The 22,698-nt window shown below is 40.9% G+C and carries 21 protein-coding genes; 5 read left to right on the forward strand and 16 right to left on the reverse strand.

The window, feature by feature from the left end; genetic code table 11:
- Positions 1-122: 122 nt before the first annotated feature.
- From CO230_RS11825 to CO230_RS11835, 3 genes are read right to left on the reverse strand one after another with little or no spacing between them, the layout of a single operon-like run.
- On the reverse strand, positions 123-632 hold the full coding sequence (locus CO230_RS11825) for a hypothetical protein (protein ID WP_122028786.1): 510 nt from the start codon (positions 630-632) through the stop codon (positions 123-125).
- A 12-nt stretch (positions 633-644) separates the two neighbouring features.
- On the reverse strand, positions 645-1,172 hold the full coding sequence (locus CO230_RS11830; protein WP_122028787.1) for a hypothetical protein: 528 nt from the start codon (positions 1,170-1,172) through the stop codon (positions 645-647).
- 40 nt (positions 1,173-1,212) lie between these two features.
- Positions 1,213-1,764, reverse strand: coding sequence for an RNA polymerase sigma factor (locus CO230_RS11835; protein WP_122028788.1), 552 nt, complete (start codon positions 1,762-1,764; stop codon positions 1,213-1,215).
- Between the two features lie 108 nt (positions 1,765-1,872).
- Here CO230_RS11835 and CO230_RS11840 point away from each other — a divergent pair, with 108 nt between their 5' ends.
- The 4 genes from CO230_RS11840 (at position 1,873) to CO230_RS11855 (ending at position 6,253) form a co-directional block, all read left to right on the forward strand.
- A complete protein-coding gene (locus CO230_RS11840; protein ID WP_122028789.1) occupies positions 1,873-2,625 on the forward strand; it encodes a Rossmann-like and DUF2520 domain-containing protein in 753 nt (250 codons plus the stop codon).
- Positions 2,615-3,133: a KdsC family phosphatase gene (locus CO230_RS11845; RefSeq protein WP_122028790.1), complete on the forward strand. Its 519-nt coding sequence runs from the start codon at positions 2,615-2,617 to the stop codon at positions 3,131-3,133. The genes CO230_RS11840 and CO230_RS11845 overlap by 11 nt, the downstream gene beginning before the upstream one ends.
- A gap of 10 nt (positions 3,134-3,143) precedes the next feature.
- Positions 3,144-3,710 (forward strand): Maf family nucleotide pyrophosphatase, encoded by a 567-nt coding sequence (locus tag CO230_RS11850; protein ID WP_122028791.1) that lies wholly within the window; start codon positions 3,144-3,146, stop codon positions 3,708-3,710.
- 80 nt (positions 3,711-3,790) lie between these two features.
- Positions 3,791-6,253: a tetratricopeptide repeat protein gene (locus tag CO230_RS11855; protein WP_122028792.1), complete on the forward strand. Its 2,463-nt coding sequence runs from the start codon at positions 3,791-3,793 to the stop codon at positions 6,251-6,253.
- A 40-nt stretch (positions 6,254-6,293) separates the two neighbouring features.
- On the opposite strand, the gene tsaB is transcribed toward CO230_RS11855, so the two are convergent.
- The 7 genes from tsaB to rpiB are packed head-to-tail and all read right to left on the reverse strand — an operon-like array spanning position 6,294 to position 12,409.
- Positions 6,294-6,974, reverse strand: a complete 681-nt coding sequence (gene tsaB / locus CO230_RS11860) for a tRNA (adenosine(37)-N6)-threonylcarbamoyltransferase complex dimerization subunit type 1 TsaB (protein WP_122028793.1) — start codon at positions 6,972-6,974, stop codon at positions 6,294-6,296.
- A 36-nt stretch (positions 6,975-7,010) separates the two neighbouring features.
- A complete protein-coding gene (locus CO230_RS11865) occupies positions 7,011-7,760 on the reverse strand; it encodes an SDR family NAD(P)-dependent oxidoreductase (protein ID WP_122028794.1) in 750 nt (249 codons plus the stop codon).
- Positions 7,761-7,775: 15 nt separating this feature from the next.
- Positions 7,776-8,147, reverse strand: a complete 372-nt coding sequence (locus CO230_RS11870; protein WP_122028795.1) for a YraN family protein — start codon at positions 8,145-8,147, stop codon at positions 7,776-7,778.
- The gene (locus CO230_RS11875; RefSeq protein WP_122028796.1) at positions 8,134-9,084 is read right to left on the reverse strand and encodes an LD-carboxypeptidase; all 951 of its coding nucleotides are present in this window, start codon (positions 9,082-9,084) and stop codon (positions 8,134-8,136) included. The genes CO230_RS11870 and CO230_RS11875 overlap by 14 nt, the downstream gene beginning before the upstream one ends.
- The gene (locus tag CO230_RS11880) at positions 9,081-9,764 is read right to left on the reverse strand and encodes a LysE family translocator (protein ID WP_122028797.1); all 684 of its coding nucleotides are present in this window, start codon (positions 9,762-9,764) and stop codon (positions 9,081-9,083) included. Before CO230_RS11880 ends, CO230_RS11875 begins: the two co-directional genes overlap by 4 nt.
- Before the next feature lie 32 nt (positions 9,765-9,796).
- Positions 9,797-11,953, reverse strand: coding sequence for a ribonuclease R (gene rnr / locus CO230_RS11885; RefSeq protein WP_122028798.1), 2,157 nt, complete (start codon positions 11,951-11,953; stop codon positions 9,797-9,799).
- 27 nt (positions 11,954-11,980) lie between these two features.
- Positions 11,981-12,409, reverse strand: coding sequence for a ribose 5-phosphate isomerase B (gene rpiB, locus CO230_RS11890; protein ID WP_122028799.1), 429 nt, complete (start codon positions 12,407-12,409; stop codon positions 11,981-11,983).
- A gap of 629 nt (positions 12,410-13,038) precedes the next feature.
- On the opposite strand from rpiB, the gene CO230_RS11895 reads away from it, so the two are divergent.
- Entirely contained in the window at positions 13,039-14,229 is a 1,191-nt protein-coding gene (locus CO230_RS11895) for a phosphoglycerate kinase (protein ID WP_122028800.1), read from the forward strand.
- A gap of 106 nt (positions 14,230-14,335) precedes the next feature.
- Here CO230_RS11895 and CO230_RS11900 read toward each other — a convergent pair whose 3' ends face one another.
- Genes CO230_RS11900 through CO230_RS11925 form a run of 6 tightly spaced genes read right to left on the reverse strand, consistent with a single transcriptional unit; the run spans position 14,336 to position 22,675 of the window.
- Positions 14,336-15,157 carry a methyltransferase domain-containing protein gene (locus tag CO230_RS11900; RefSeq protein ID WP_122028801.1) on the reverse strand — a complete coding sequence of 274 codons (822 nt, stop codon included), beginning with the start codon at positions 15,155-15,157 and terminating at the stop codon, positions 14,336-14,338.
- Positions 15,158-15,190: 33 nt separating this feature from the next.
- On the reverse strand, positions 15,191-17,053 hold the full coding sequence (gene mnmG, locus CO230_RS11905) for a tRNA uridine-5-carboxymethylaminomethyl(34) synthesis enzyme MnmG (protein WP_122028802.1): 1,863 nt from the start codon (positions 17,051-17,053) through the stop codon (positions 15,191-15,193).
- A 9-nt stretch (positions 17,054-17,062) separates the two neighbouring features.
- On the reverse strand, positions 17,063-17,494 hold the full coding sequence (gene ybeY / locus CO230_RS11910) for an rRNA maturation RNase YbeY (RefSeq protein ID WP_122028803.1): 432 nt from the start codon (positions 17,492-17,494) through the stop codon (positions 17,063-17,065).
- A 2-nt stretch (positions 17,495-17,496) separates the two neighbouring features.
- On the reverse strand, positions 17,497-19,659 hold the full coding sequence (locus tag CO230_RS11915) for a patatin-like phospholipase family protein (RefSeq protein ID WP_122028804.1): 2,163 nt from the start codon (positions 19,657-19,659) through the stop codon (positions 17,497-17,499).
- Entirely contained in the window at positions 19,659-22,097 is a 2,439-nt protein-coding gene (locus CO230_RS11920; RefSeq protein ID WP_122028805.1) for a bifunctional UDP-N-acetylmuramoyl-tripeptide:D-alanyl-D-alanine ligase/alanine racemase, read from the reverse strand. The genes CO230_RS11915 and CO230_RS11920 overlap by 1 nt, the downstream gene beginning before the upstream one ends.
- On the reverse strand, positions 22,094-22,675 hold the full coding sequence (locus CO230_RS11925; protein WP_122028806.1) for a thymidine kinase: 582 nt from the start codon (positions 22,673-22,675) through the stop codon (positions 22,094-22,096). Before CO230_RS11925 ends, CO230_RS11920 begins: the two co-directional genes overlap by 4 nt.
- Positions 22,676-22,698: the final 23 nt, after the last annotated feature.

Genomic DNA, 22,698 nt, shown 5'->3' on the forward strand with positions numbered 1-22,698 from the left:
GTTGTAGTGGATAGCCCGGCCGCTTGTGCGGCCGAGAGGCCGCACAAGCGGATCGCCAAAAAAAAGAACGACCTCTGCAAAATGAATTGTAGAGGTCGCTCAAACATTAAAAAAATAAACTATTATGGTCGCCTGCTCTGCGGGGCCTGGGTAGGTTGCCCGTCTTTTTTATCTAATATCTTGTTGCGCATCTTGCCTTCGGTCTGGAACATCTGTAGAACCTGCTGTGGCTTGATGACTTTCATGAACTTTTCTGCATAGACTTTACGATTATCGAGCAGTTGCTGTCCTATCTCGAAGCTTTCATTGATTTGTCTGCGGGCTTCTTCATCGGTCATTTTATCGTAATCCTGCGCGGGTTTAAACTTGCTTTTAATGGCATTCTGCTTTTCATGGTATTCATCATAAAGTGCTTTGAACTCTGGCTGATTGCTCTGTGGCACCTCTAACTCTGTCACCATCATATTTTCGCGGAACTGTTTTAGCAGGAGCATGCGTTGCTGCGGATTCATTTTCTGTATTGTTTCCTTGCGCTGCTCGGGGCTCATGGCTTTCCAGTCGTATTTCTGTTCCTGTGCGAAGCTGTGATTACCCGCTAAAACGGTGGCCAGCAAAAATAAAATCTTTTTCATTCTTTCTTCTCTTTAATAATACAAATCCAGGTACACGTCTTGCTCTACATTTCTGCCTAAATCTGCCAATTCAGCGGAAGTAATGGTCCCTAGGATTTGATCTACCTGAATCTCTGCGCTGGGTTTGGGTGCTGTTTTGGCTTTTGCTTTTGCAGTTACTTCTGTGGGCGCGGCTTTTGTTTCTTTTTGATGATCATCTGAAACTAAAGTTAAATCGTTTGCCAGGGTTTGATAGGCAAGTCTTGCCTCTTGTTTTGGTTCGGTATTGATTGCTACGTCTTCCAAAGCGTTGATGGTTCTTATTTCCTGGATTTGTGCTACGGGTTCTGGAGCGGCTTCCCCCTGGGTTATAAAAAACGTGAGCCCGAACAGGGTAGCCACGGCTGCTGCAGCGGCATAGGGCCAATTTACAGGGATAATGCGGGTTTTTTTCTGTGGGGAAACCTGTTGCATTACATTGTGCTGCATTTCCTCAAAAAAATTCTCCGGCGTACGGTAGATTTGGGTGCGTTCGAGTTTTTCTATGTCAAAATCTTTCATCTTAATGCTGTATTTCAATGAGCGGTCATTTTCATACTTTTTATTCTTTGTAGTTCTGTTTTATATAATCTTCTACCTTTTGCTTTGCATAATGGTAATTTGTTTTGAGGGTGCCTACCGACATATCTAAAATCTTAGAAATATCTTCGTAAGGCAAATCCTCATAATATCTCATTGTGAAAACCAGTTTTTGCTTCTCCGGGAGGGTGTGTATCGCCTTCTGCAACAGAATTTGGATTTCCTCTGCGTCAGAAGAGGCGTTATCTGCCACCAGGTTTTGCAGGTGATACTCGACATCTTCATCGGTTTTCTGCATTCTTTTGAGTTTATTAAGCTGCTGTAGCGACTCATTGGTTGCAATGCGGTAAAGCCAAGTATAGAGTTGACTGTCGCGCTTGAACTGATGAAAATTCTGGTAGGCTTTTATGAAGGTTTCCTGTAAAACATCCTGCGCGAGGTTGTGGTCTACAATAATCCTTCTGATATGCCAATATAACCTGCTCTGGTAAGCATCCATCATCAGGCGAACACCCTTGTCGCGGGTTTTTTCGCTGGACATCAACCCGATAATTTCTTCTTCCTTACTCTTCATTGAGATGCATTCAGTGTTTTGATGGTAAATTGTACCGAAGGTTAAAGATAGTCTTTTCAATTTTTAGTCCAAACCAAAAATATTATATTTGTTGATAATAAAATTGTAATGAAGACTGTCATCCTGGGTTCAGGAAATGTAGCGTACCATCTTGCGAAAGCTTTTACGGAAAAAAACATTCCTATTGTACAGGTTTTTGGCAGAAATGAGGCTGCGCTGAAGGAAATTTCTTCCCTTTTTAATATCCCTCATTCCACTTCTGTACTAGCGGACGCTGACCTTTACCTAATTGCGGTGAAAGATGACGCGGTGGCTATAGTATCTGAAGAAATCACAAAAAAAGACTGTCTGGTAGCGCATACTTCGGGGTCGTTGCCAAAAGAAATCCTAAAAGGTAATTACCGTAAAGCCAGTTTCTATCCTTTACAGACGTTTTCAAAAACTAAAAATTTAGTTTACGAAGAAATCCCTATTTTTATTGAAAGTGATGATGCGGGTGATTTAGAGATTCTGAAGAATTTGGCTGCAAACATCACCGAAAAGATTGTTTTATCTACTTACGAAAAACGCAAATACCTTCATCTGACGGCCGTCTTCGCCTGCAATTTCGTGAACCATCTTTATGCACGTGCGCAACAGTTGGCTGACGAACAACAAATCCCGTTTGAATACTTCTGGCCATTAATTGAAGAAACTACTTTAAAAATCAAGGAATTACCACCGAAAGAGGCTCAAACCGGGCCGGCAGTGCGAAATGACCTGCGCATTTTACAATTGCATGAAGAACTTATTTCTGATGAAAATTCATTGGAAATCTACCGTACCATGAACCAATCCATAAAGAAAATGTATGAGTTATAAACAGAAACTAAAGAACATAAAGGCATTTGTATTTGATGTAGATGGCGTATTTACCGATGGTAGCGTGTACCTGATGCCAGATAAAAGTATGTGCCGGGTGATGAATGTGCTGGATGGATATGCTGTGGTGAAAGCCGTGAAAAGTGATTACAAAATCTGTGTGATTACCGGTGGGGATGATGCTTCGGTGAGAAACCGTATAAATTATTTGGGTATTGCCGATTATTACGCAAAGATCTCGCATAAACTTGAGAAATTTGAGGAGTTTAAACTCAAATACGGATTAAAAAATGAAGAAATACTTACCATGGGCGATGATCTTCCAGACATGGGCATTTTACGCGCCTCCGGTATATCCACCTGTCCTGCAAACGCAGTCCCGGAGGTAAAGGATGTAGCTGAATATATTTCACCCATCCATGGCGGCAAAGGCGCCGTTCGTGATGTTATTGAACAGGTGATGAAAATACAGGGCAAGTGGCACGAAGACCATACAAAAAGCACCTAAACAATTGTAAATGAAAATATTACTAGCTTCTAATTCGCCCAGAAGAAAAGAACTGCTGCAAAACCTAGGCTACCGTTTTGAAGTAGTTTCCGTTAATTGTGAGGAAGTTTATCCACCGTCGCTGGCCCCGGCCGAAATCGCCGGTTATCTGTCTATACTTAAAGCTGATTCGTTCAGGGAGCTTCTGCCAGATGAAATTTTAATCACCGCTGATACTATAGTAGCACTGGAAAACGAAGTATTAGGTAAGCCCGAAAATACGCACCACGCACAAGAAATGCTACAAAAACTCTCTGGTAAAATACACCAGGTGTACACCGGAATAACCATAAAAACATTAAACAAAACCATTACAGAAACCGATTGTACAGAAGTGGAAATGGCACCGATCTCTGAAGAAGAAGCGACATATTACATCCAAAATCACCAGCCGTTTGATAAAGCAGGAAGTTACGGCGTGCAGGAGTGGCTGGGCATGGCAAAAATCAATCGTATTAATGGAAGTTACTATACCGTCATGGGCTTACCTACCCATCTGGTTTACAAAATCCTAAAAGATTTTGAAGCAAGTCACTGAAATTAAAATTTTGGTACATTTATCCACAAAAAATATACGGCTTCCCCATAATATTTAGCCGTTTTGCAAGTTATAAACACATGAAAAAAACCATACTTTTTCTGCTGTCTGTGGCGGTATTCAATTCGTGTTCATCACGTAAGAAAACCAACGATTCAGCTTTTATGAAAGGATTCTTTACTTATTACAATACACTTTTCAACAGCAAAGATGCACTGCAGACCGAGTTCCGTAACCGAGACAAGGCACATGTAGATAATTTCTATGCGCCTTATATTCAGTTACTTACTTTTGAAGATTTACCCTTAGATTCGTCATTGGAAGATAACTTTACCGCCACAGATATTTCTGGGCAAAATATGGGGCCGGGGATACCGGGTGACCCTGGCAGGCAACGTAACAATCAAATTAGAACGGGGACTACAGTCCTGGAAATCGCCGAAGCTAAAGCTTTAAAAGCCATCGCCAAATATTCCGTATTAAAAGGAGGCGAAGAGAGAAACAAGAGAATATTCGACGCACATATATTACTCGCGCAGTCGCGTATCTACCAAAACAAACCCCTCGAGGCACTTGATGGGCTGAATTATGTGTTTGCAAGTATGCGGAATGATAAAAGGCTTCCGCTGGCAAAGATTTACCAAGGAGTGGCATATTCGAAGATGGGCGATTATTACCGATCCGGGGAAGTTTTTTCACAATTGAAGAACGACAGCAAGCTTAATAAAAGCAACCAGAAACTCCTGAGTGTATATTATGCTGAAATGCTGTTGCACGCTGGCAAAAAAGAAGCGGCAGTAGAGGAGTTGGAAGATGCCTTCACACTAAATAACAACCGAAAACTACGCAGCAGAATCGCCTTTCTTCGGGGGCAGATCTTAGCCAGCCTCGGCCGAAATGATGAGGCAAGAGAAAGCTTCACGGCCGCCTACAAAAATGCCAACGATTTCGAGTTTGAAGTGAAATCGCAAGTCGAAATTGCCAAAACATTCAATGGCCAGGATGATGATTACCAAGGCGCAAAAAGCTATCTTGAAAACATCAGCAAGAAAGGAACGTATGCCTCGCGCAAAAACGAATTTTACTATGCGCTGGGCCTTATGGCTAATAAAGCCGGCAAGAAGGAAGAGGCAAAAACCTTTTTTCAGCAGTCCTTACACGAAAAAATGTCGGATCCACAGATCCGTGGCCTGAGTTATTATGAAATTGGGAAGGCCTATTTTGATAACAGCGATTATCTCTCGGCAGGTGCGTTTTATGATTCTGCACTTGCGGTAATGACGTATCAACCCACGAAGACACTGCTACAGGAAAAATCTGAAAACATCAAGCAATTATCCCAAAACTATTACCTCATCCGCAAGAACGACAGTATCCTTGCGCTTACCCGGATGCCTGAAGCCGAAAGGTTCGCCTATTTCAATACATACATCGAAGGGATCAAAATTCGTGAAGCTGCTGAAGAACAAATGCGCCAGCGAAAAGAAAGAGGGAAGGGCTTTGATATCGGTGACTATTCAGCCAACTCTATATTTGCAGGAAATACAGGTGGTTTTGAGGATTTCGGAGCTACAAAAGGCGGATTTTATTTTTCAAACCAAAGCACTGTAGCACGCGGCGAAAGCACTTTCCGGCAGATTTGGGGGACACGGGCTTTGGGTGACAACTGGCGTACCTCTGCCCGCAGCACCTCCATCGAAGACCTTAAAAATGAAGCTATGGGCATGGCCACCGCGCCGAATCCGCGTCGCCTGGAACCCCAGTTTTACATAGAGCAGATCCCTACCGACAATAATGAAATATTTTCATTAAAAAAAGCCCGCGATACCGCCAGTCTTGCCTTGGGAAGAATGTATGAATCTTATTTTTCCGATACATCGCTGGCTACAAAAACACTTTATGATCTTGTTGACGCGCAACCCGATGAAGAAACCAAACTTCAGGCGCTATACAGCATTTTTGCATTTAATTACGAGAAAAATCCAAGTGCGGCAGAACGTGCTAAAGAGATGATTATAAGTGAATTTCCGTACACCTCGTATGCGGAATTTGTGAAAAATCCAAGAAATAAAGAATTCAGTAAATCTTCGGAGGAAGTTGAAAAAATGTACACCGAAGCTTTCAGCCTTTATGCTGATGAGAAATATGAAGACAGCAAAACCTTAATCGAGCAGGCTTTGGAGAAACATCCGAAAGATGCACTGGTACCTAAATTTGTGCTTTTAAACGCTTTTAATACAGGGAAAACCGCGGGTAAGGAAATCATGATCCTCCAACTGGAGCAGATTGCCTTAAACTATGCTAAAACCGCTGAAGGTCTTAAGGCCGCGGAAATGCTCCAGCATTTGAAAAGTGATATCAACTTTGAACTGACGAATGAATATGGCCAGCCTACCAACGTCGCACCTACATCTTCCGCACCAGTAGAAGAAGTGGGACCTCCAGCACCAGGTATGCCTGTGTTGGGAGCGCCGGCACCGGGCAGCCCAGAACTACGGATGAAGCCACCCAAACGTAATACGCTACAAAAAAGGAATAGATAATCTTATAAACTATACGTTACATCACAAAGGAAAACCGAAGTCAGTCTTCGGTTTTTTTCTTCTTTACGCCGTGGAATTCTTTTAAATAAAGAGGTTCAAAATAAGCCGTATTTTCAAAATCCTTTTTGGTAAATTTCTCTACAGATTTTTTCACCAAATATTTAGCAGAAGGATAAACGGCAGGATTAAATTCTGCGTTTGGTAACTGAAGAATTTCCTTGGCTTTCGCTGCTCCGTCACCTATGAAAAGGACTTTTTGATCTTTAAATTCGCTGAAACTAAATTCATCTAAAATTTTCGCTTTGGTTTCACCCACCATTTTCCCTGTCTCGCCATCGAAAACTGCCGTATAAACCTCCATTCGTCTTGCATCAAGCAAAGGGATGATGTATGTGTAATTTTGCCCTAAAAACGGTGTTATCATCGTTTCCAGAGAATTTACAGCAATCAGTGGAATCTTTAACCCGTAACAGAATCCTTTGGCGGCTGATGAACCAATCCTGAGACCGGTATAAGAGCCCGGGCCCATGCCTAAGGAAACCGCTTCCATCTCCTGCAAAGTAAATCCGGCTCCTTCCAATGCCCATTGTACGAAAGTGTGCAGACTTTCAGACTGTTTATAGTTTTCTGAGACTTCTTCGCATACACAAAGTAGTTGCTCGCCGTCGGAAATGGCTACAGAACAGTTTTTAGAGGAAGTTTCGATGTGTAAGATTTTCATGGGACAAAATTAACATTTAAACAGGAAAACCGTTGGTTAAGGATTTTTATATACCGTTCTCGGTTCACTTTGGGCACTGGGATAGATCGTAAGATCCGAAATAGCGACATGTGTCGGGGTATTAATGCAATAGGAGATTGCATCGGCAATATCTTGGGGATCAAGCGCTTTGTAACCTTCATACACAGTTTTCGCACGCTGGTCATCATTCTTGAAACGGACGTTGGAGAAGTTGGTTTCTACCAAACCAGGCTGTATATTGGTGACTTTAATGCCAAATTCAGTAAGTTCAAGGCGCATACCTTCAGAGATTACATCCACAGCTTTTTTAGAGGCACAATACACGACACCATTTGCATAGGTCTGCCGTGCGGCTACTGAAGAAATATTCACGATGTGTCCGGATCCTTGGGCTTTCATGGTAGGTATAATATTTTTAGACACATACAGGAGACCTTTTACATTCCCGTCCAGCATGGCATCCCAATCCTCTGTATTTCCCTCAGAAAGAGGGTCCAGACCATGTGCGTTCCCGGCATTATTTATCAAGACATCAATTTTCTGCCATGATTTGGGTAAAGATTCAAAAGCATCTTCCACTTCCTTCAGATGACGCTGATCGAACTTTAAAGTTATGATGTCGGTTTGTGCAGAAAGTTCTGTTCTAAGTTGGGCAAGCGCTTCTTCATTCCGTCCGCAGGCAATGATCCTGAAGTTTTTAGCGAGAAGTTGTGCAGTGGCTTTACCAATTCCGGAAGTGGCGCCTGTGATGAGTACGGTTTTCATAAGAATAGATTACATTTAGTTGGCATCAAAACTCTGGAAAGCGTCTTCCAGATGGGTAAGTTGCAGTACGCCCTGCTGATCAGGCATTACAGTGATGATATCAAACCGTACTTCCTTGGGCGTAGGGTTTTCATTTAGATAGGCATCCGCGGCTTTTACCAGCAGTTTTATTTTTGATTTGGTTACCGCTTCCTGTGGTTCCATAATCGTGTTATAACTTCGGGCTTTTACCTCGACAATGACGATGGTTTCTTCATTTTCGGCAATAATATCGATTTCTGCTTTCTGAAAACGATAGTTCTTCACCAAAATCCTGTACTTTTTCTTGATGAGAAATTCGGTTGCGAGATCTTCCGCAAGTTTACCAAAATCGTTATGATCTGCCATAAGCTGATTTGAAACTTAAAACACTTTGATCATCTACTTCCAAGCAGACTTCGGCACCGATGATCAACGGACGGTTATCGTAAATATGCCCGTTTGGTAAGCCAAACAGGGTAGGGAAATGGTATTTTGAAACCCTTTCGTGAATGAGTTGATACGCAAATCCATCGAAACTGTCATTATAAGCGGGATTTTCGTTTTCATCTTCCATTAAAGTCATACCTCCGATGATGAGCCCTTTGATTTTATGGAAAACCCCAGCCAGCTCCAGCGACGTGAGCATTCGGTCGAGCGCATAATATTTCTCACCAATATCTTCAATGAAAAGTATTTTATCCTTAAAATCAAATGTATATGGCGTCCCCAACAAGGCGTAGATGAGCGCAAGATTACCCCCAATCAGTTGACCTTCCGCAATGCCTTTCCGGTTGAACTGTTGGTTTTCAATGGTATAGTTAGGAAATTTTCCTTTAAAAAGGTCAAATATCAGGTCATAGCTTTCATCTGTCACGCCAAAAGCCGAGGTCTTAATGGTTTGTGCGTGTAAGGACGCGAAACCGTGTTGCAGCAGATAACTTTGGATCACGGTGTTATCGGAATATCCTATGAACCATTTGGGATTCTTAATGAAATTCCCAAGATTAATATGTGGCAGCAAATGTTGGCAACCATAACCGCCGCGTGAGGTCCAAATGGCTGAAATTTCAGGATCGTTTAGCGCCCAATTCAGGTCAGAGACCCGTTGCCGCACATCACCCGCGTAAGAATAGCCGTGCTGAAATCGGGTAAACACATGTTCGCCAAAAACCGCCTCGTATCCTTTAGACTGAATAAGTTGTAAACCATGTTTCAGTTGGTCTTTCTCCACACTGCCGGCCGGGGAAATGACCGCTATTTTATCTCCTTTGGAAAGGTGGGGTGGGAAGATAACTGCACTCATGGCTGATGTTTTTTCTGTTCGGTACGTTCGGCTTCTTCAAGTTTACGGTCGAACTGATTGAATTTCTTGAAGCTTTGCAGAAAAATGAATATACTGAAAATCACCAGGATATAACCAACTCCTTTCCGGATTCTATTGGCGACTTTTTCCGTGAGTTTTTCGTGAAACTGCTTGGCAAGATATATTTTAAGGAAATCTATTGCCAGATAAGTACTTACCACCAGCAACATATAAAGCATAAACTGGTCTAGATCTGGGTAAGCATTGCGTACAGAAATGACGGTTACGAGCCAGAATAGCACGACCCCGATATTCAGAATGTTAAAGAAAAAGCCATTCAAGAATGTTTTAAAATAATTCTGGCCAATAAGTCTTTCTTCACCTACCAGATGCATTTTGGTTTTCGAGACAATCATATACACAGCATAAATAAGTATAATCAAGGCCGTAACACGGTAGAACCCGGGGTGTTTATCGATAAGCTGTACCAAGTCGGCACTGGCAAAAAAAGCAGCCACAATACACAGAATATCTGCTACGATTACCCCAAAATCCAGCGCGATGGCGTGCTTGGGACCGCGACAAAAACTGGTTTCAATCAGCAGAAAGAAAATAGGCCCTATAAAAACGAGACTCAGCATGATGCCCAGACCGACAGCCGATAAAATGAGTTCAAACATGCTTTATAACGTATCCTTTTTCATTAAAATTATTATTCGGTTATGATCTTGAAATCCAGCTGTTTCTGGATCAGGTTGGCTTTCATCACTTTTATTTTCACCTCATCCCCCAGTTGATACTGGTTGCCTGTGCGGGCGCCCTGCACCAGATGGTTTTTGGCATCGTAAGAATAAGAATCATCCATCAGGTCGCGGAGCTTTATCAGTCCCTCAGCACCGTTTTCAGGAATTTGCACCCAGAAACCAAAATCAGCTACGCCTGAAATAACACCAGTGAATTCTTCACCTAAATGTTTCTCCATAAACTTCACCTGCATAAATTTGATAGAATCTCTCTCGGCATCTGCCGCAAGACGCTCCATCGCGCTGCAGTGTTTGCTTTTTTCCTCGTAATCCTCTTTGTTCGGGGACTTACCACCATCCAAATAATGCTGCAGTAAACGGTGTGCGATAAGGTCGGGATAACGGCGGATAGGGGAGGTGAAATGTGTATAGAACTCGAAGCCAAGGCCATAATGCCCAATCGGATTTGTGGAATAAACGGCTTTACTCATAGAGCGCATTGCGAGTGTTTCAATCATATTTTCTTCGCCTTTGCCTTTCACGTCGGTTAGCAGACGGTTGAGTGATTCCGCTACTTTTTTAGTATTGGCCAGATCCATTTTATAACCGAAAGTTGAGACAAAATCGCGCAACGCTTCCAGTTTTGTAGGATCCGGGTCATCGTGTATTCTGTAGATAAAGGTATTCCCGGTAGGCTGCCCTTTTCGGTTAAGCGAGATAAATTCTGAAACTTTTCGGTTGGTCAGCAGCATGAATTCTTCGATTAGATGGTTAGAATCTTTGCTGATTTTAAAATAAACACCTATCGGTTCATTATTTTCATCGAGGTTGAAGCGTACTTCACTCCGGTCGAAGGTAATTGCCCCATTGTTGATGCGGTTTTTCCTTAAAATTTTGGCAAGACGGTCCATCACTAGGATTTCTTCGGCCAGGTCTCCGGTACCGGTTTCAATCCTTTCCTGCGCTTCCTCATAGGTAAAACGCCGGTCGGAATGGATGACAGTTCGCCCGAACCATTCTTTTACTACATCTGCATTCTCATCAAGCTCGAATACAGCAGAGAACGTATATTTATCTTCATGCGGGCGCAGCGAGCAGACTTCGTTACTAAGGACTTCCGGCAACATAGGAACCACGCGGTCTACCAGATAAACGGATGTGGCGCGGTCGTAAGCTTCTTCATCCAACAAAGTGCCCGGTACTACATAGTGCGAAACATCGGCAATGTGTACACCTATTTCCCAGTTTCCGTTGTCGAGTTTTTGTATTGACAGAGCATCATCGAAATCCTTGGCATCCTTCGGATCGATGGTGAAAGTACAGACATCGCGCATATCACGGCGTTTGGCCACTTCTTGCTCGCGGATTTCACGGTCAATCGCTTCAGCTTCTCTTTCAACTTCTTCCGGGAAAGAGTAGGGAAGGCCATATTCTGCAAGGATGGAATGTATTTCAGTTTCGTGTTCGCCGGGCGCCCCTAGAACACGCACGATTTCGCCTTCAGGATTTTTTTCACCCTGTCGCCATTCTACCATTTTTACCACCACTTTATCCCCATCTTTCGCACCGCCTATTTTACCTTTAGGCACGAAAATATCTGTATTAATGGTTTTTTTATCGCAGACTACGAAACCAAAATCCTTATGGTTTATCAGTTGGAAGGTTCCTACAAATTCTTCTCGGTTGCGTTTGATAACTTCTAATACCGAGCCTTCGAGCTTTTTCCCTTTGAAATGATAGGTTACAATAAGTACCTGATCACCTTGCAGCGCGTCTTTTACATTTTTAGAATGGATGAAAATATCCTCTTTCATCCCCTCCACGCTTACATAGGCATTACCCGCCTGATTGAAGTCGATGATGCCGGTTACGGTATCGTTAATTTTTAGGTTGATGATGTATTTGCCTTTCTGCACCTCTTCAATACGCTGTGCGGCGAGTAATTTGTGCAAGGCCTGGATAACGAGTTCGCGCTGTCGGGGATTGCGGTAATCTATACCGTCGGCAATCTGCTTATAGTTGTGTATTTTGGTAGATCTCTCATTCATGAACCTAAGGATGAGACGTCCTATTTCCTGCAATCTCTGGTCATTTTTATGAGAAATAAATTTTTTGCGTTTAGCCATAGTTGTTTATTTAGTAATTATCACCGCTTAACAGGAGATTTTATCTACCCTCAGTTGGTGTCTGCCGCCTTCGAAATCGGTGGAAAGAAATTTCTCCACAATGTCGATGGCGAGTTCTGCCGCAATAAATCGTGCAGGCAGCGAAATCATATTCGCGTTGTTATGTTTACGGGCAAGTTCGGCAAGTTCGGGCATCCAACACAGTGCGCAACGGATGCGCTGGTGCTTGTTTGCCGTCATCTGTACGCCGTTTCCACTACCACAAATCAGTATGCCCAGCTCATTGCTGCCTTTTTCGATTGAAGCGGCACTGGGGTGTACAAAATCCGGATAATCAACAGAATCTTCAGAAAATGTTCCAAAATCTTCGATAATATAGCGGTCCGCGAGATGTTTTTTAATAATTTCCTTATACACATAGCCTGCATGATCGCTGGCGATACAGATTTTTTTCATATCACATAAGATTTTAAGCCCTTCAGCCTTCACAAATTTAAGATTATTAAAATAAAAAATTACTTTCCTGCGAAAATCCTTATCTAATAAACGTTTAGCCCGAATTTCAAGGAACAGCTTTTGATCCTTCGTTAGAAAATGAATGCCTACGCAAAACGTTGGGGATAATTGTGCAAAGCCATGTGAATTGATGTGGAAAACTTCCTTAAAGTTTTGCTTTCGTAATCGAAGAGAAATGCTTTTTGCAGAAAATTTTCGGATGTTGGGAATAAAACTTCAGAAAAGTTTAACCTCTGAAATCAATTTGTTTTCCATAAAGATTTTATGAACCTTATATAAAGCCAACTTTTACTAACAATTGTTGATAAATAACATAAATATTTGATTTACAGCTAATCTAATTGTGGATTAAATATCAAGTATAAAACAATTTCCTGTGTTGAAAATCATCATGCTTTTTTCTCCCCAAAACTGCTTACACCAACAACATCATTCAATTCTTTTTTTAAATAAAAAAAAATAATGTCGATAAAATGAGTCTTTGCGGATTGTTGAATTTTAAAGTCTTTTAAATTTTTATTGCGCCAAATAATTGGTAAATTTGTAACACAAAATAATAGCGGAATTTTATGAAAACAATAAACGATTTCGATTTCAAAGGGAAAAAAGCACTTGTGAGAGTTGATTTTAACGTACCCCAAAGTGCCGACCTGAAAGTGACAGATACCACGCGTATTGAAGCGGTAAAGCCAACGGTGGAGAAAATACTGAATGATGGCGGTTCCGTCATCCTGATGACGCATCTTGGCAGGCCAAAGGGCAAACCCTCTGAAGAGTTTTCTTTAAAAAACATTGTTCCCGCTATTGAAGAAATCTTGGGTAAGCCCGTAAAATTCTGTGCAGACTGCATCGGTGATGAAGCGGCACAAATGTCTGCCGATCTGAAGGAAGGCGAAATCCTGCTGTTAGAGAATCTCCGGTTCTATAATGAGGAAGAAGCTGGTGATGTAGATTTTGCTGAGAAACTATCGAAATATGCAGATGCTTACGTAAATGACGCCTTTGGGACCGCACATCGTGAACATGCTTCAACAGCGGTCATCGCACAGTTTTTTCCACAAACTAAATTTTTCGGTTTATTGATGGCAAAAGAACTTGAAGCCATCGAAAAAGTATTGGGAAGCGGCGAAAAACCAGTGACAGCAATCTTGGGTGGCTCGAAAGTTTCCAGTAAAATTACAATCATTGAGAATATGCTGCCAGCGGTTGATAACTTAATCATCGGTGGTGGAATGGCTTTCACATTCATCCGTGCATTGGGCGGAAACATCGGAAAGTCCTTGCTTGAAGAGGATAAAATGAGCCTGGCGTTAGAGATTTTATCTAAAGCGAAAGCCATGAACGTCAAAATATATTTGCCAGTTGATACGGTAATCGCAGATGAGTTCAGCAATGATGCGGCACGCAGCGAGGCGGATATTTATGATATACCAGACGAATGGATGGGAATGGATGTCGGTAATCGTACGCGTACGCTTTTCCATGATGTGATCATGAACTCCCGCACCATTTTGTGGAACGGACCTGTAGGTGTTTTTGAAATGCCTAATTTCTCGGCAGGTACCGAAGCGTTAGGCGACAGCATTGCGGAAGCGACGAGACTGGGTGCTTTTTCACTTGTCGGTGGGGGAGACAGTGTAGCATTTGTAAAACAATTCGGTTATGATGATAAGGTAAGTTATGTTTCCACTGGTGGTGGCGCGATGCTTGAGAGTTTAGAAGGTAAACAATTGCCGGGAGTGAAAGCGATCAACAATTAAAATAAATAAAAAAAAATAGAAGCCTGCAGATTGCAGGCTTTTGTTTTTAGTAGAAAATTAAAAGATTTAGCTTAAAATTCACCTTCAGAAACAGGTTAAAAATCAATTATCTATTTTTTTCGATTATGTATATCAAACTCGAAAATTCGCCAGTTTTTGATGCTTTAAAATTAGAAATCGCTCCGAAAACAAATCCTTTTAACCAAAAAATGGGTGATTTCTTATATTTTTCGCTGAGCATGGAAATATAGAAGGCATCCAATATTAGCGGACGTGTATATTTGATTTTCCATTGTTTATTGTTCATCATTTGCTCCATTCCGGATTTTGAAAAATGATAGATATGCCGCGGAACGTCATAAGCTGCCCAGTATTTTTTGTACCTCTTTGCGTCATTCGAAGTATAGTTAGGCACAGCAATTATCAATAAACCATTGGATTTCAGTTTATTATAAAACTGATTTAATTTAATTTTCTGATCTTCAATGTGTTCGAATACATGCCATAATGTAATTGCGTCTAAACTTTCATTTTCAAGTTCTTCAAGATCTTCTATTAATGTTGTAGAAGTAAGTTTTTTGGCTGTATACTCTCTCGCTGTTTTATTGGGTTCAAAGCCAAATGTTGTAAAATCTTCCTCTATGAATTTCAAGAATTCCCCAGCGCCACAACCATAATCCAAGACTGCTGCTTTTTTATATAGTTCATTGGCGAGGATATTTCTTTTGAAATTAAGGTTTATCTTTTGAAATCTTTTATATATTTTTTCTTTTAATGAACCTTTATCCTGGTTGTGAGAAATATATTTTTCACTTTCATAATACTTGTCGAGATTATTCGGAATTGGATGGGTTTTTAATATTCCGGCAATTTCGGTTGGTATGATTTCAAATGTTTCCTGTGTAAGAAAATGATCTTTAACTTTCATGCTTTAAATATATGTTTCACGTGAAACACTTTTTTATCTTCCTAAATAAATCAATAATACGTTAATATCGGCAGGAGAAACGCCGCTGATCCTGCTTGCTTGGGCAATGGTTTTAGGTTTAATCTTATTCAGTTTTTGCCGGGCTTCCGAGGACAGCGAGGAAATTTTACTGAAATCGAAATCTTCAGAAATCCTGATTGTTTCCAAACGGTTCAGTTTAGATACGTTCTCTTTTTCTTTCTCAATATAGCCTTTGTATTTTATATTGATCTCTGCCTGTTCCTTAACTTCAAATGGGAAATGTGCGGTTTTGTCCTTTATTAAGTCAATATTCTCAAGTTTTTCGAGAGTCATATTCGGGCGCGTCAGGATCTGAGCGGCACGATATGCCTGATCCACAGGTGAAGATTCGATTTCTGCCAAGATCGGGTTGATAATTCCGGGTTTTAAAGAAGTTTCCTTCAAAATCTCTTCGAGTTCATTACTTCCGGAAATCTTTTTCTGAACTTTTTCCAATCGTTGATAATCGGCTAATCCTAATTTATGTGATTTTTCAGTCAAACGGATATCCGCGTTATCTTGTCTCAGTAACAAACGATACTCTGCACGTGAGGTAAACATACGGTAGGGTTCTTCCGTACCCTTCGTAATAAGGTCGTCAATCAGAACACCTATATAGGCTTCATCACGGTTTAATATAAATTCTTCCTTGCCATGAACTTTGTTGTGTGCGTTGATACCTGCCATCAATCCCTGTCCGGCTGCTTCTTCATAACCTGTAGTTCCGTTGATCTGGCCTGCAAAATATAGGTTGGAGATTAATTTCGTCTCTAAAGTATGATAGAGTTGGGTAGGGGGGAAGTAATCGTACTCAATGGCGTATCCTGGGCGGAAAACTTTTACATTCTCGAAGCCTGGAATATGCTTCATCGCTTTAATTTGCACATCTTCGGGTAGTGAAGAGCTGAAACCGTTCACATAAATTTCTACGGTTTGCCAGCCTTCGGGCTCTACGAATAACTGATGTCTCGTGCGTTCGGCAAACCGATTGACCTTATCTTCGATACTCGGGCAATAGCGTGGGCCAATGCTTTGTATGGTGCCGTTAAACATAGGACTTCTATCAAACCCTTCCCTTAAAATATCGTGCACCGTTTCATTTGTATAAACTATGTGACAGCTCCTTTGTTTGGTTAATTTTGGTGTATCAGTGTAAGAGAACTTTTGTGGATTAATGTCACCTTCCTGCTCTTCCATTTTACTGTAGTCTAAACTTCGACCGTCCACTCGCGGTGGAGTTCCGGTTTTCATTCGGCCAGCTTCAAAACCTAATGATACTAACTGTTCTGTAATACCAAAAGCTTTCGGTTCGCCCATCCGTCCACCGCCAAGTTGTTTGTCACCAACATGTATGAGGCCGTTTAAGAAAGTGCCGTTTGTAAGAACGACGGATTTTCCCTGAATTTTAATTCCAAGGGAAGTAACTACACCTCTCACTTGATTATTTTCTATAACCAAGCTTTTTACCATATCCTGAAAAAAGTCAAGGTTTGGTGTATTTTCCAAAGCAAGACGCCATTCCTCAGCAAACAACATCCGGTCATTCTGGGTACGTGGCGACCACATGGCGGGTCCTTTGGAAAGGTTAAGCATCTTGAATTGTATCGCTGATATATCTGCGATAATGCCGGAGTAGCCTCCCATGGCATCAATTTCTCTTACAATTTGCCCCTTAGCGATGCCTCCCATGGCCGGGTTACAAGACATTTGCCCAATGGTCTGCATATTCATGGTAATCAATAAAGTCTTTGATCCCATGTTGGCGGCAGCGGCAGCGGCTTCACAGCCAGCATGGCCAGCGCCTACTACTATTACGTCGTATTTTTCTAAAATCATTAATTAATGCTAAGATGTTTCACGTGAAACATTAAAGTAAATATTTAAATAAAAATCTTCTTTGGCTCGCATTTCAGTATTTTCCTGAGCAGATTTATCCTTATACCCACAGAGGTGTAAAATACCATGTGCTAAGACCCTAAGTAATTCAGAATCATAATCCTTTTGCAAGGTTACAGTGTTCTCTGAAATGCGCGGCAAAGATACAAAAATATCACCGGAGATGGTATTGCCCTTCACATAGTCGAAAGTAATGATGTCGGTATAATAATCGTGATCGAGAAAATCACGATTTACCTTCAGTAAATGCTCATCATCACAAAAGATATAATTCAGAGTGCCTAATTTTTTTTCTTCTGTAAGGATAATATTTTTAAGCCATGAAATAGTATCAGTCGGAAAATTTACTTCCTCGATATTTTCAAAAAAGAAATGTATCATAATTAAAACCAGTGTCCTAATATTACACTGAAGATGTTGTTTTGTCGGTTTACAGAACGGCTGTAATTTAATTTTATTTGTCCAAACGTAGATTTATAGCCTGCGGTAAAGCCATAGGAAGATTCTGAAACATGTAAGATATCGTCAACGCCAAGATCATTAAACATATTTGCCATATTAAATGACGCATCAACGAAATAGTTTTTATACACATTGTATTGTAAACTGTTCGATGCCGTAAGAAGGTTTTCTGAATCTAAAGCGCCAAACTGATACCCACCGAATTTTACAAAATTCCCCAAATTCTGCCCAAAAATTCCGCCAATCCGGTAAAGATAATATGGTGAAAGCGTTTCACCAATTGTGATGCCGCCGAATAAATGTAGCTGATAAGTGAGTTTCGGGCGAAGAGGAAAGTTCAACTGGGAGGTTATTTTAGCCTGAAATGTGCGGCCTTCTTGTTCTTCATTTAATAAATCCAACAGTTTACCTTCTACATTAAGTAAAATACCTTTCGTAGGGAAACTTTTATCATCTTGCGTATCACTTTTTATAAAGGCAAAGGCATTAAGTGAATGTGTAAAATTACTGTAAGATGACTGATCTATGGTTCTCGATTCAAAATAATCATAACTTAGACCTGCACCAATGGCATATTTATCGCGCCAAATCGATTGTATGAATGCTTCATTCCTTAACCAGTTCCATTCCGTAGAAAGGTTATCGTCAAGGTTTTTGAGGTCTAAAGACATCCCTGATGCATACACACCGAAGCCAGGGATATAACCATTATCAATGAAGTAATTGAGGTAATACCGTGGCTGATCGCCCACAACAATGTCTAATGAAACAATGGAATTACGGAATAATAATCTTTTACCAGTTACATTGAGCAACAAACCGGTTTTTAGAATTTCGTCATAATGGAGGCCAAACTTCAGGAACAGCCTTGTATCATCTTCGGTAACATTTAGTTTAAGTAAATTTTTATCGTGTACCTGTAGAATATCGTAATTAATCAGTGTATAATTATTGGTCGCATACAGACGGTCTATCATACGGTTGATGTTTCCATAAGTTTGCAGCGAAGGTACACGCAGATTCATCTTTCCCTGTACGTAATTTTCAGCGAAAATATGGTTGTTTTCTACTACCAGACTGTCAATTTTATACACATTAGAATATACGTTGTTGCTAGGCGCACGTAAGGTGATCCTTTCTCTTTTAGGTAATAAAGAAAGCGGCTTTACAAAGCGTTTTGCGGCAATAAACCCCGAATCCAAAATAGCGCGTTTATCTCCGTAACTGGTAGCGGAGAAACCGTTCAGATCTGGGCGGATACTAATATCTGTGTAATTGATCTGTCTTTTGGTTTCTGCCAGAATACCGAAATCAATAACCTGGTTAAGGATATCAATAGCGCTGGAGAGTTGCTCTCTTTTTGCAAGTCCCTGACTGAGATCCACACCGATTACAATATCTAAACCTTTATCTTTCAAAGGTTTTGATGGGTAATTGATCGTCATTGCACCATCGATATACAGAGAATCATTGATTTTTACAGGGTCCATCAACGAAGGGAACGCAGAGCTGGCCATGATAGCACTTACCAGATCACCTTTCTCGAAGATTTCAGTCTTGCCACTTTCCAGATTGGTCGCTACACACATAAAAGGAATGGGCAACTTCGAGAAATCATCTATGGTTGATACATTCTTAAAGAGTTCCTTTAGCAGATAGATGTTTTTTTGCCCTGTTGAGATGGCTTTTGGTAGTACATTCACCTTACCGTTTTTCACGGGCAGACTCAGGATGTATTTATCTACAGATTTGTTGAAAAATGTGGCCTCCTGACGGCTTTTTTCATTGGCTATGATGTTGTAGAAATCAATTTCCATCACGATTTTCTCGATTTCTTCGCCGCTATATCCCGATGCGTAGAGTCCGCCAACAATGGCGCCCATGCTGGTACCAGAGATATAATCTATCTTGACCCCCAATGAATCAATTAATTTTAAAACACCAATATGCGCAAAGCCTTTGGCACCACCGCCAGATAGTGAAAGCCCTATCTTTGGCCTTTTTGGGTTTCCAGGAACATTTTGTGTCTGTGAATACACACAAACCGAACACAGGAAAATTATAAAAAGCCAAAGTTTTTTCATTAATCTTTAATGTAAACGCGCTTCACACGTCGTGATATGGAGGTAAGCACTTCGTAAGGGATGGTATTGCAATACGCCGAAAAATCCTCCAGCGAAGGATTTGAGTTGAAAATCACCACTTCGTCACCTTCATTGATGTTGTCTTCACCAATCTCCACCATCATCATGTCCATACAGATCGTTCCCACAATCGGATAAAGTTTGCCATTGATGCCCACCTTTCCTACTTTATTCCCAATAAATCTTGGGATCCCATCGGCATAACCAACGGGCAGGGTAGCGATTCTGGTATCTTGCTGAGGTTTATATCTTCTGTTATAACTTACTGATTCATTACGTTTTACCTCAGAAATCTGCGAAATGACCGTTTTAAAACGAACAACCGGCCTCAATTGCTTTTTGATTTCTATATCTGTTGACAAACCCATCATTCCGATACCAATGCGGACCATATCGAACTGATGATCAGAAAAATATGTGATACCTGCACTATTCAGGATATGGCATATCGGTACATAACCAATCTCTTGGCATAGATATGATGCATTATCATTGAATATTTTTATCTGCTCCAGCGTATAGGCATTTTCTGAAGGATCGTCCGCGCAAGAAAGGTGACTGAAGATGGAAGCCACCTTTAGCTCCATTTTCTCCAGATACTGCACAAGTTCAGGCAATTCATGGGTTTTAAAGCCGAGCCGATGCATCCCAGTCTCAAGTTTTATATGTATCGGATAGTCTTTTTCAACACCTTTCTTAACGAGTTGCTCGTAAAATAAATTCAGTACACGGAAACTGTAAATTTCCGGTTCCAGTTGATAATCAATGATGCTTTCATAACTGTGCTGTTCGGGATTCATGACCATAACAGGTACAGAAATACCATTTTTCCTTAAGGCTACGCCCTCATCAGCATAGGCAACCCCCAGATAATCAATATGATGATGCTGGAGAAACTCTGCGATCTCGTAGCCTCCCAAACCATACGAATATGCTTTTACCATTGCCATCATTTTGGTAGATGGCTTCAGTAAAGATTTGTGGATGTTGATGTTATGAATAATCGCGTTGAGATTCACTTCCAGGACGGTATCGTGTTTCTGCAATTCAAGATACCCTTTCAGACGGTCGGTACCAAACTTCCTTGCGCCTTTCAGTAAAATGATCTCGTTTTCAATTTGGTTAAGTAAATGACTGTCTATAAGTTCCTTAACATCAGAAAAAATATAAACCTTCCCATCAAACAGGTTCTTGTATTTTGTAATTTCTGTACCGATGAGGAATGTTCTGTTGAATTTCTGCTGGTTGGTAAGTTCCGACACTTGCTGATAAAGCTGTTCTTGGTTTTTACCATCCATAAAGTCCGTGATAATCAGGTTCTTATCAGGTTTATTATATTCCTGGATGAACTGGTAGGATATTTTAAGGGAATCTAGATCAAGGTTATACGAATCATTAATTATCAAATTGTTACGTACACCATTTACACTTTCCAAGCGCATTTCAACCGCTTTCAAAGCGTTGATTTTTTCAATGATCTTGGCTGTGCTGAATCCTAGCTTTTTCAGGGTAGTGATCACACATAAGACGTTATACAACGTGGCGTCATCACGTTGCTGCGCCTTCAGTTCAAATTCTTCATTGAAGCACGATATAACAAGATTTCCGTCATGGGAAGCATTTTTAATGAAGACATCATTGTGATTTTCAAAGCCATAAGATATTAATCCTTTACTGGAATATAGATCTCTTATAGATTTATAAACTAATGGATTATCACCATTGAATATAATAACTTCACTTCTCTCAAAAAGCATTATTTTTTCGTTGATAATTTCCTGCTGGTCTTTGAAATGTGATTCGTGTGCGGAACCAATATGCGTGAAAATACCGATCTGTGGCTGAAAGATATCTGCAAGTAACCGCATTTCACCTGGATGAGAAATACCGACTTCAAAGATGCCCATCTCATGCTTTTCATTGGCTTGCAACAATGAGATTGGAAGGCCAATTCGGGAATTGAAACTTTTTGGGCTTTTCACAATAGTATATTCATCAGACAGGCTCTGGTAAAGCCATTCTTTAACGATGGTTTTTCCGTTGCTGCCCGTAATACCGATGGTTTTGATGTTGAAACTGTCAATATGGATTTTTGCAAGTGTTTGTAAAAACCTTACGGTATCATTTACCAGAATCCAAGTAATACCTTCATCATCAGATGTTTTTGTTTCGGATATAATGATTTCAATACCTTTTTCAATGACCTCTGGAATGTATTTTTCCCCTGAGTTTTTCTTGGTATTAATCGCCAGGAAAGCCGTGTTTTTCGATGAAAAGATTATTCGACTGTCAAAAGCGATAGATTTGACAATTAGCTCACCGTTGCCAACCAGTTGTGCATCTGTCAACGCTGCGATTTGCTGGGCTGTATAGTTCATCGTTTCAGGAATTCTTCATTAAAGACTTTGCGGCTTACAGCTTCATAACTCTCGGTTTCTCCGAGTTGTACCAAATCATTTCCCGCCGAAATCCGCATGGAATAGTTCGCCAGGTTACCGGTTCTTTTACAGATGGCGTGTACCTTTGTTACATATTCGGCGGTGGCCATCAGGTTGGGCATTGCACCAAAAGGGCGACCTTTGAAATCCATATCCAAGCCAGCTATTACGACACGTATTCCGTTATTAGCCAATGTATTAGCTATTTCTACAATACTATTATCGAAAAACTGTGCTTCATCAATCCCTACCACATCACAGGTTGAACCCAACAGCAAGATTTCATTAGGACTGTCCACCGGGGTGCTTCGGATTTTGTTTTGATTATGCGATACAACTTCTTCTTCAGCGTAGCGTGTATCAAGTTTTGGTTTGAAGATTTCTACGTTTTGCCCTGCCATTTCCGCACGCCGCAGCCTTCGGATTAACTCCTCGGTTTTTCCCGAAAACATTGAGCCGCAGATCACCTCCATCCAGCCGCTTTGTTTTGCGTGATTTATTGTGTTTTCTAAAAACATTTGTTAATTTAGCCGTGATATTT

Source organism: Chryseobacterium sp. 6424 (assembly GCF_003692615.1).
Classification (GTDB): Bacteria; Bacteroidota; Bacteroidia; order Flavobacteriales; family Weeksellaceae; genus Kaistella.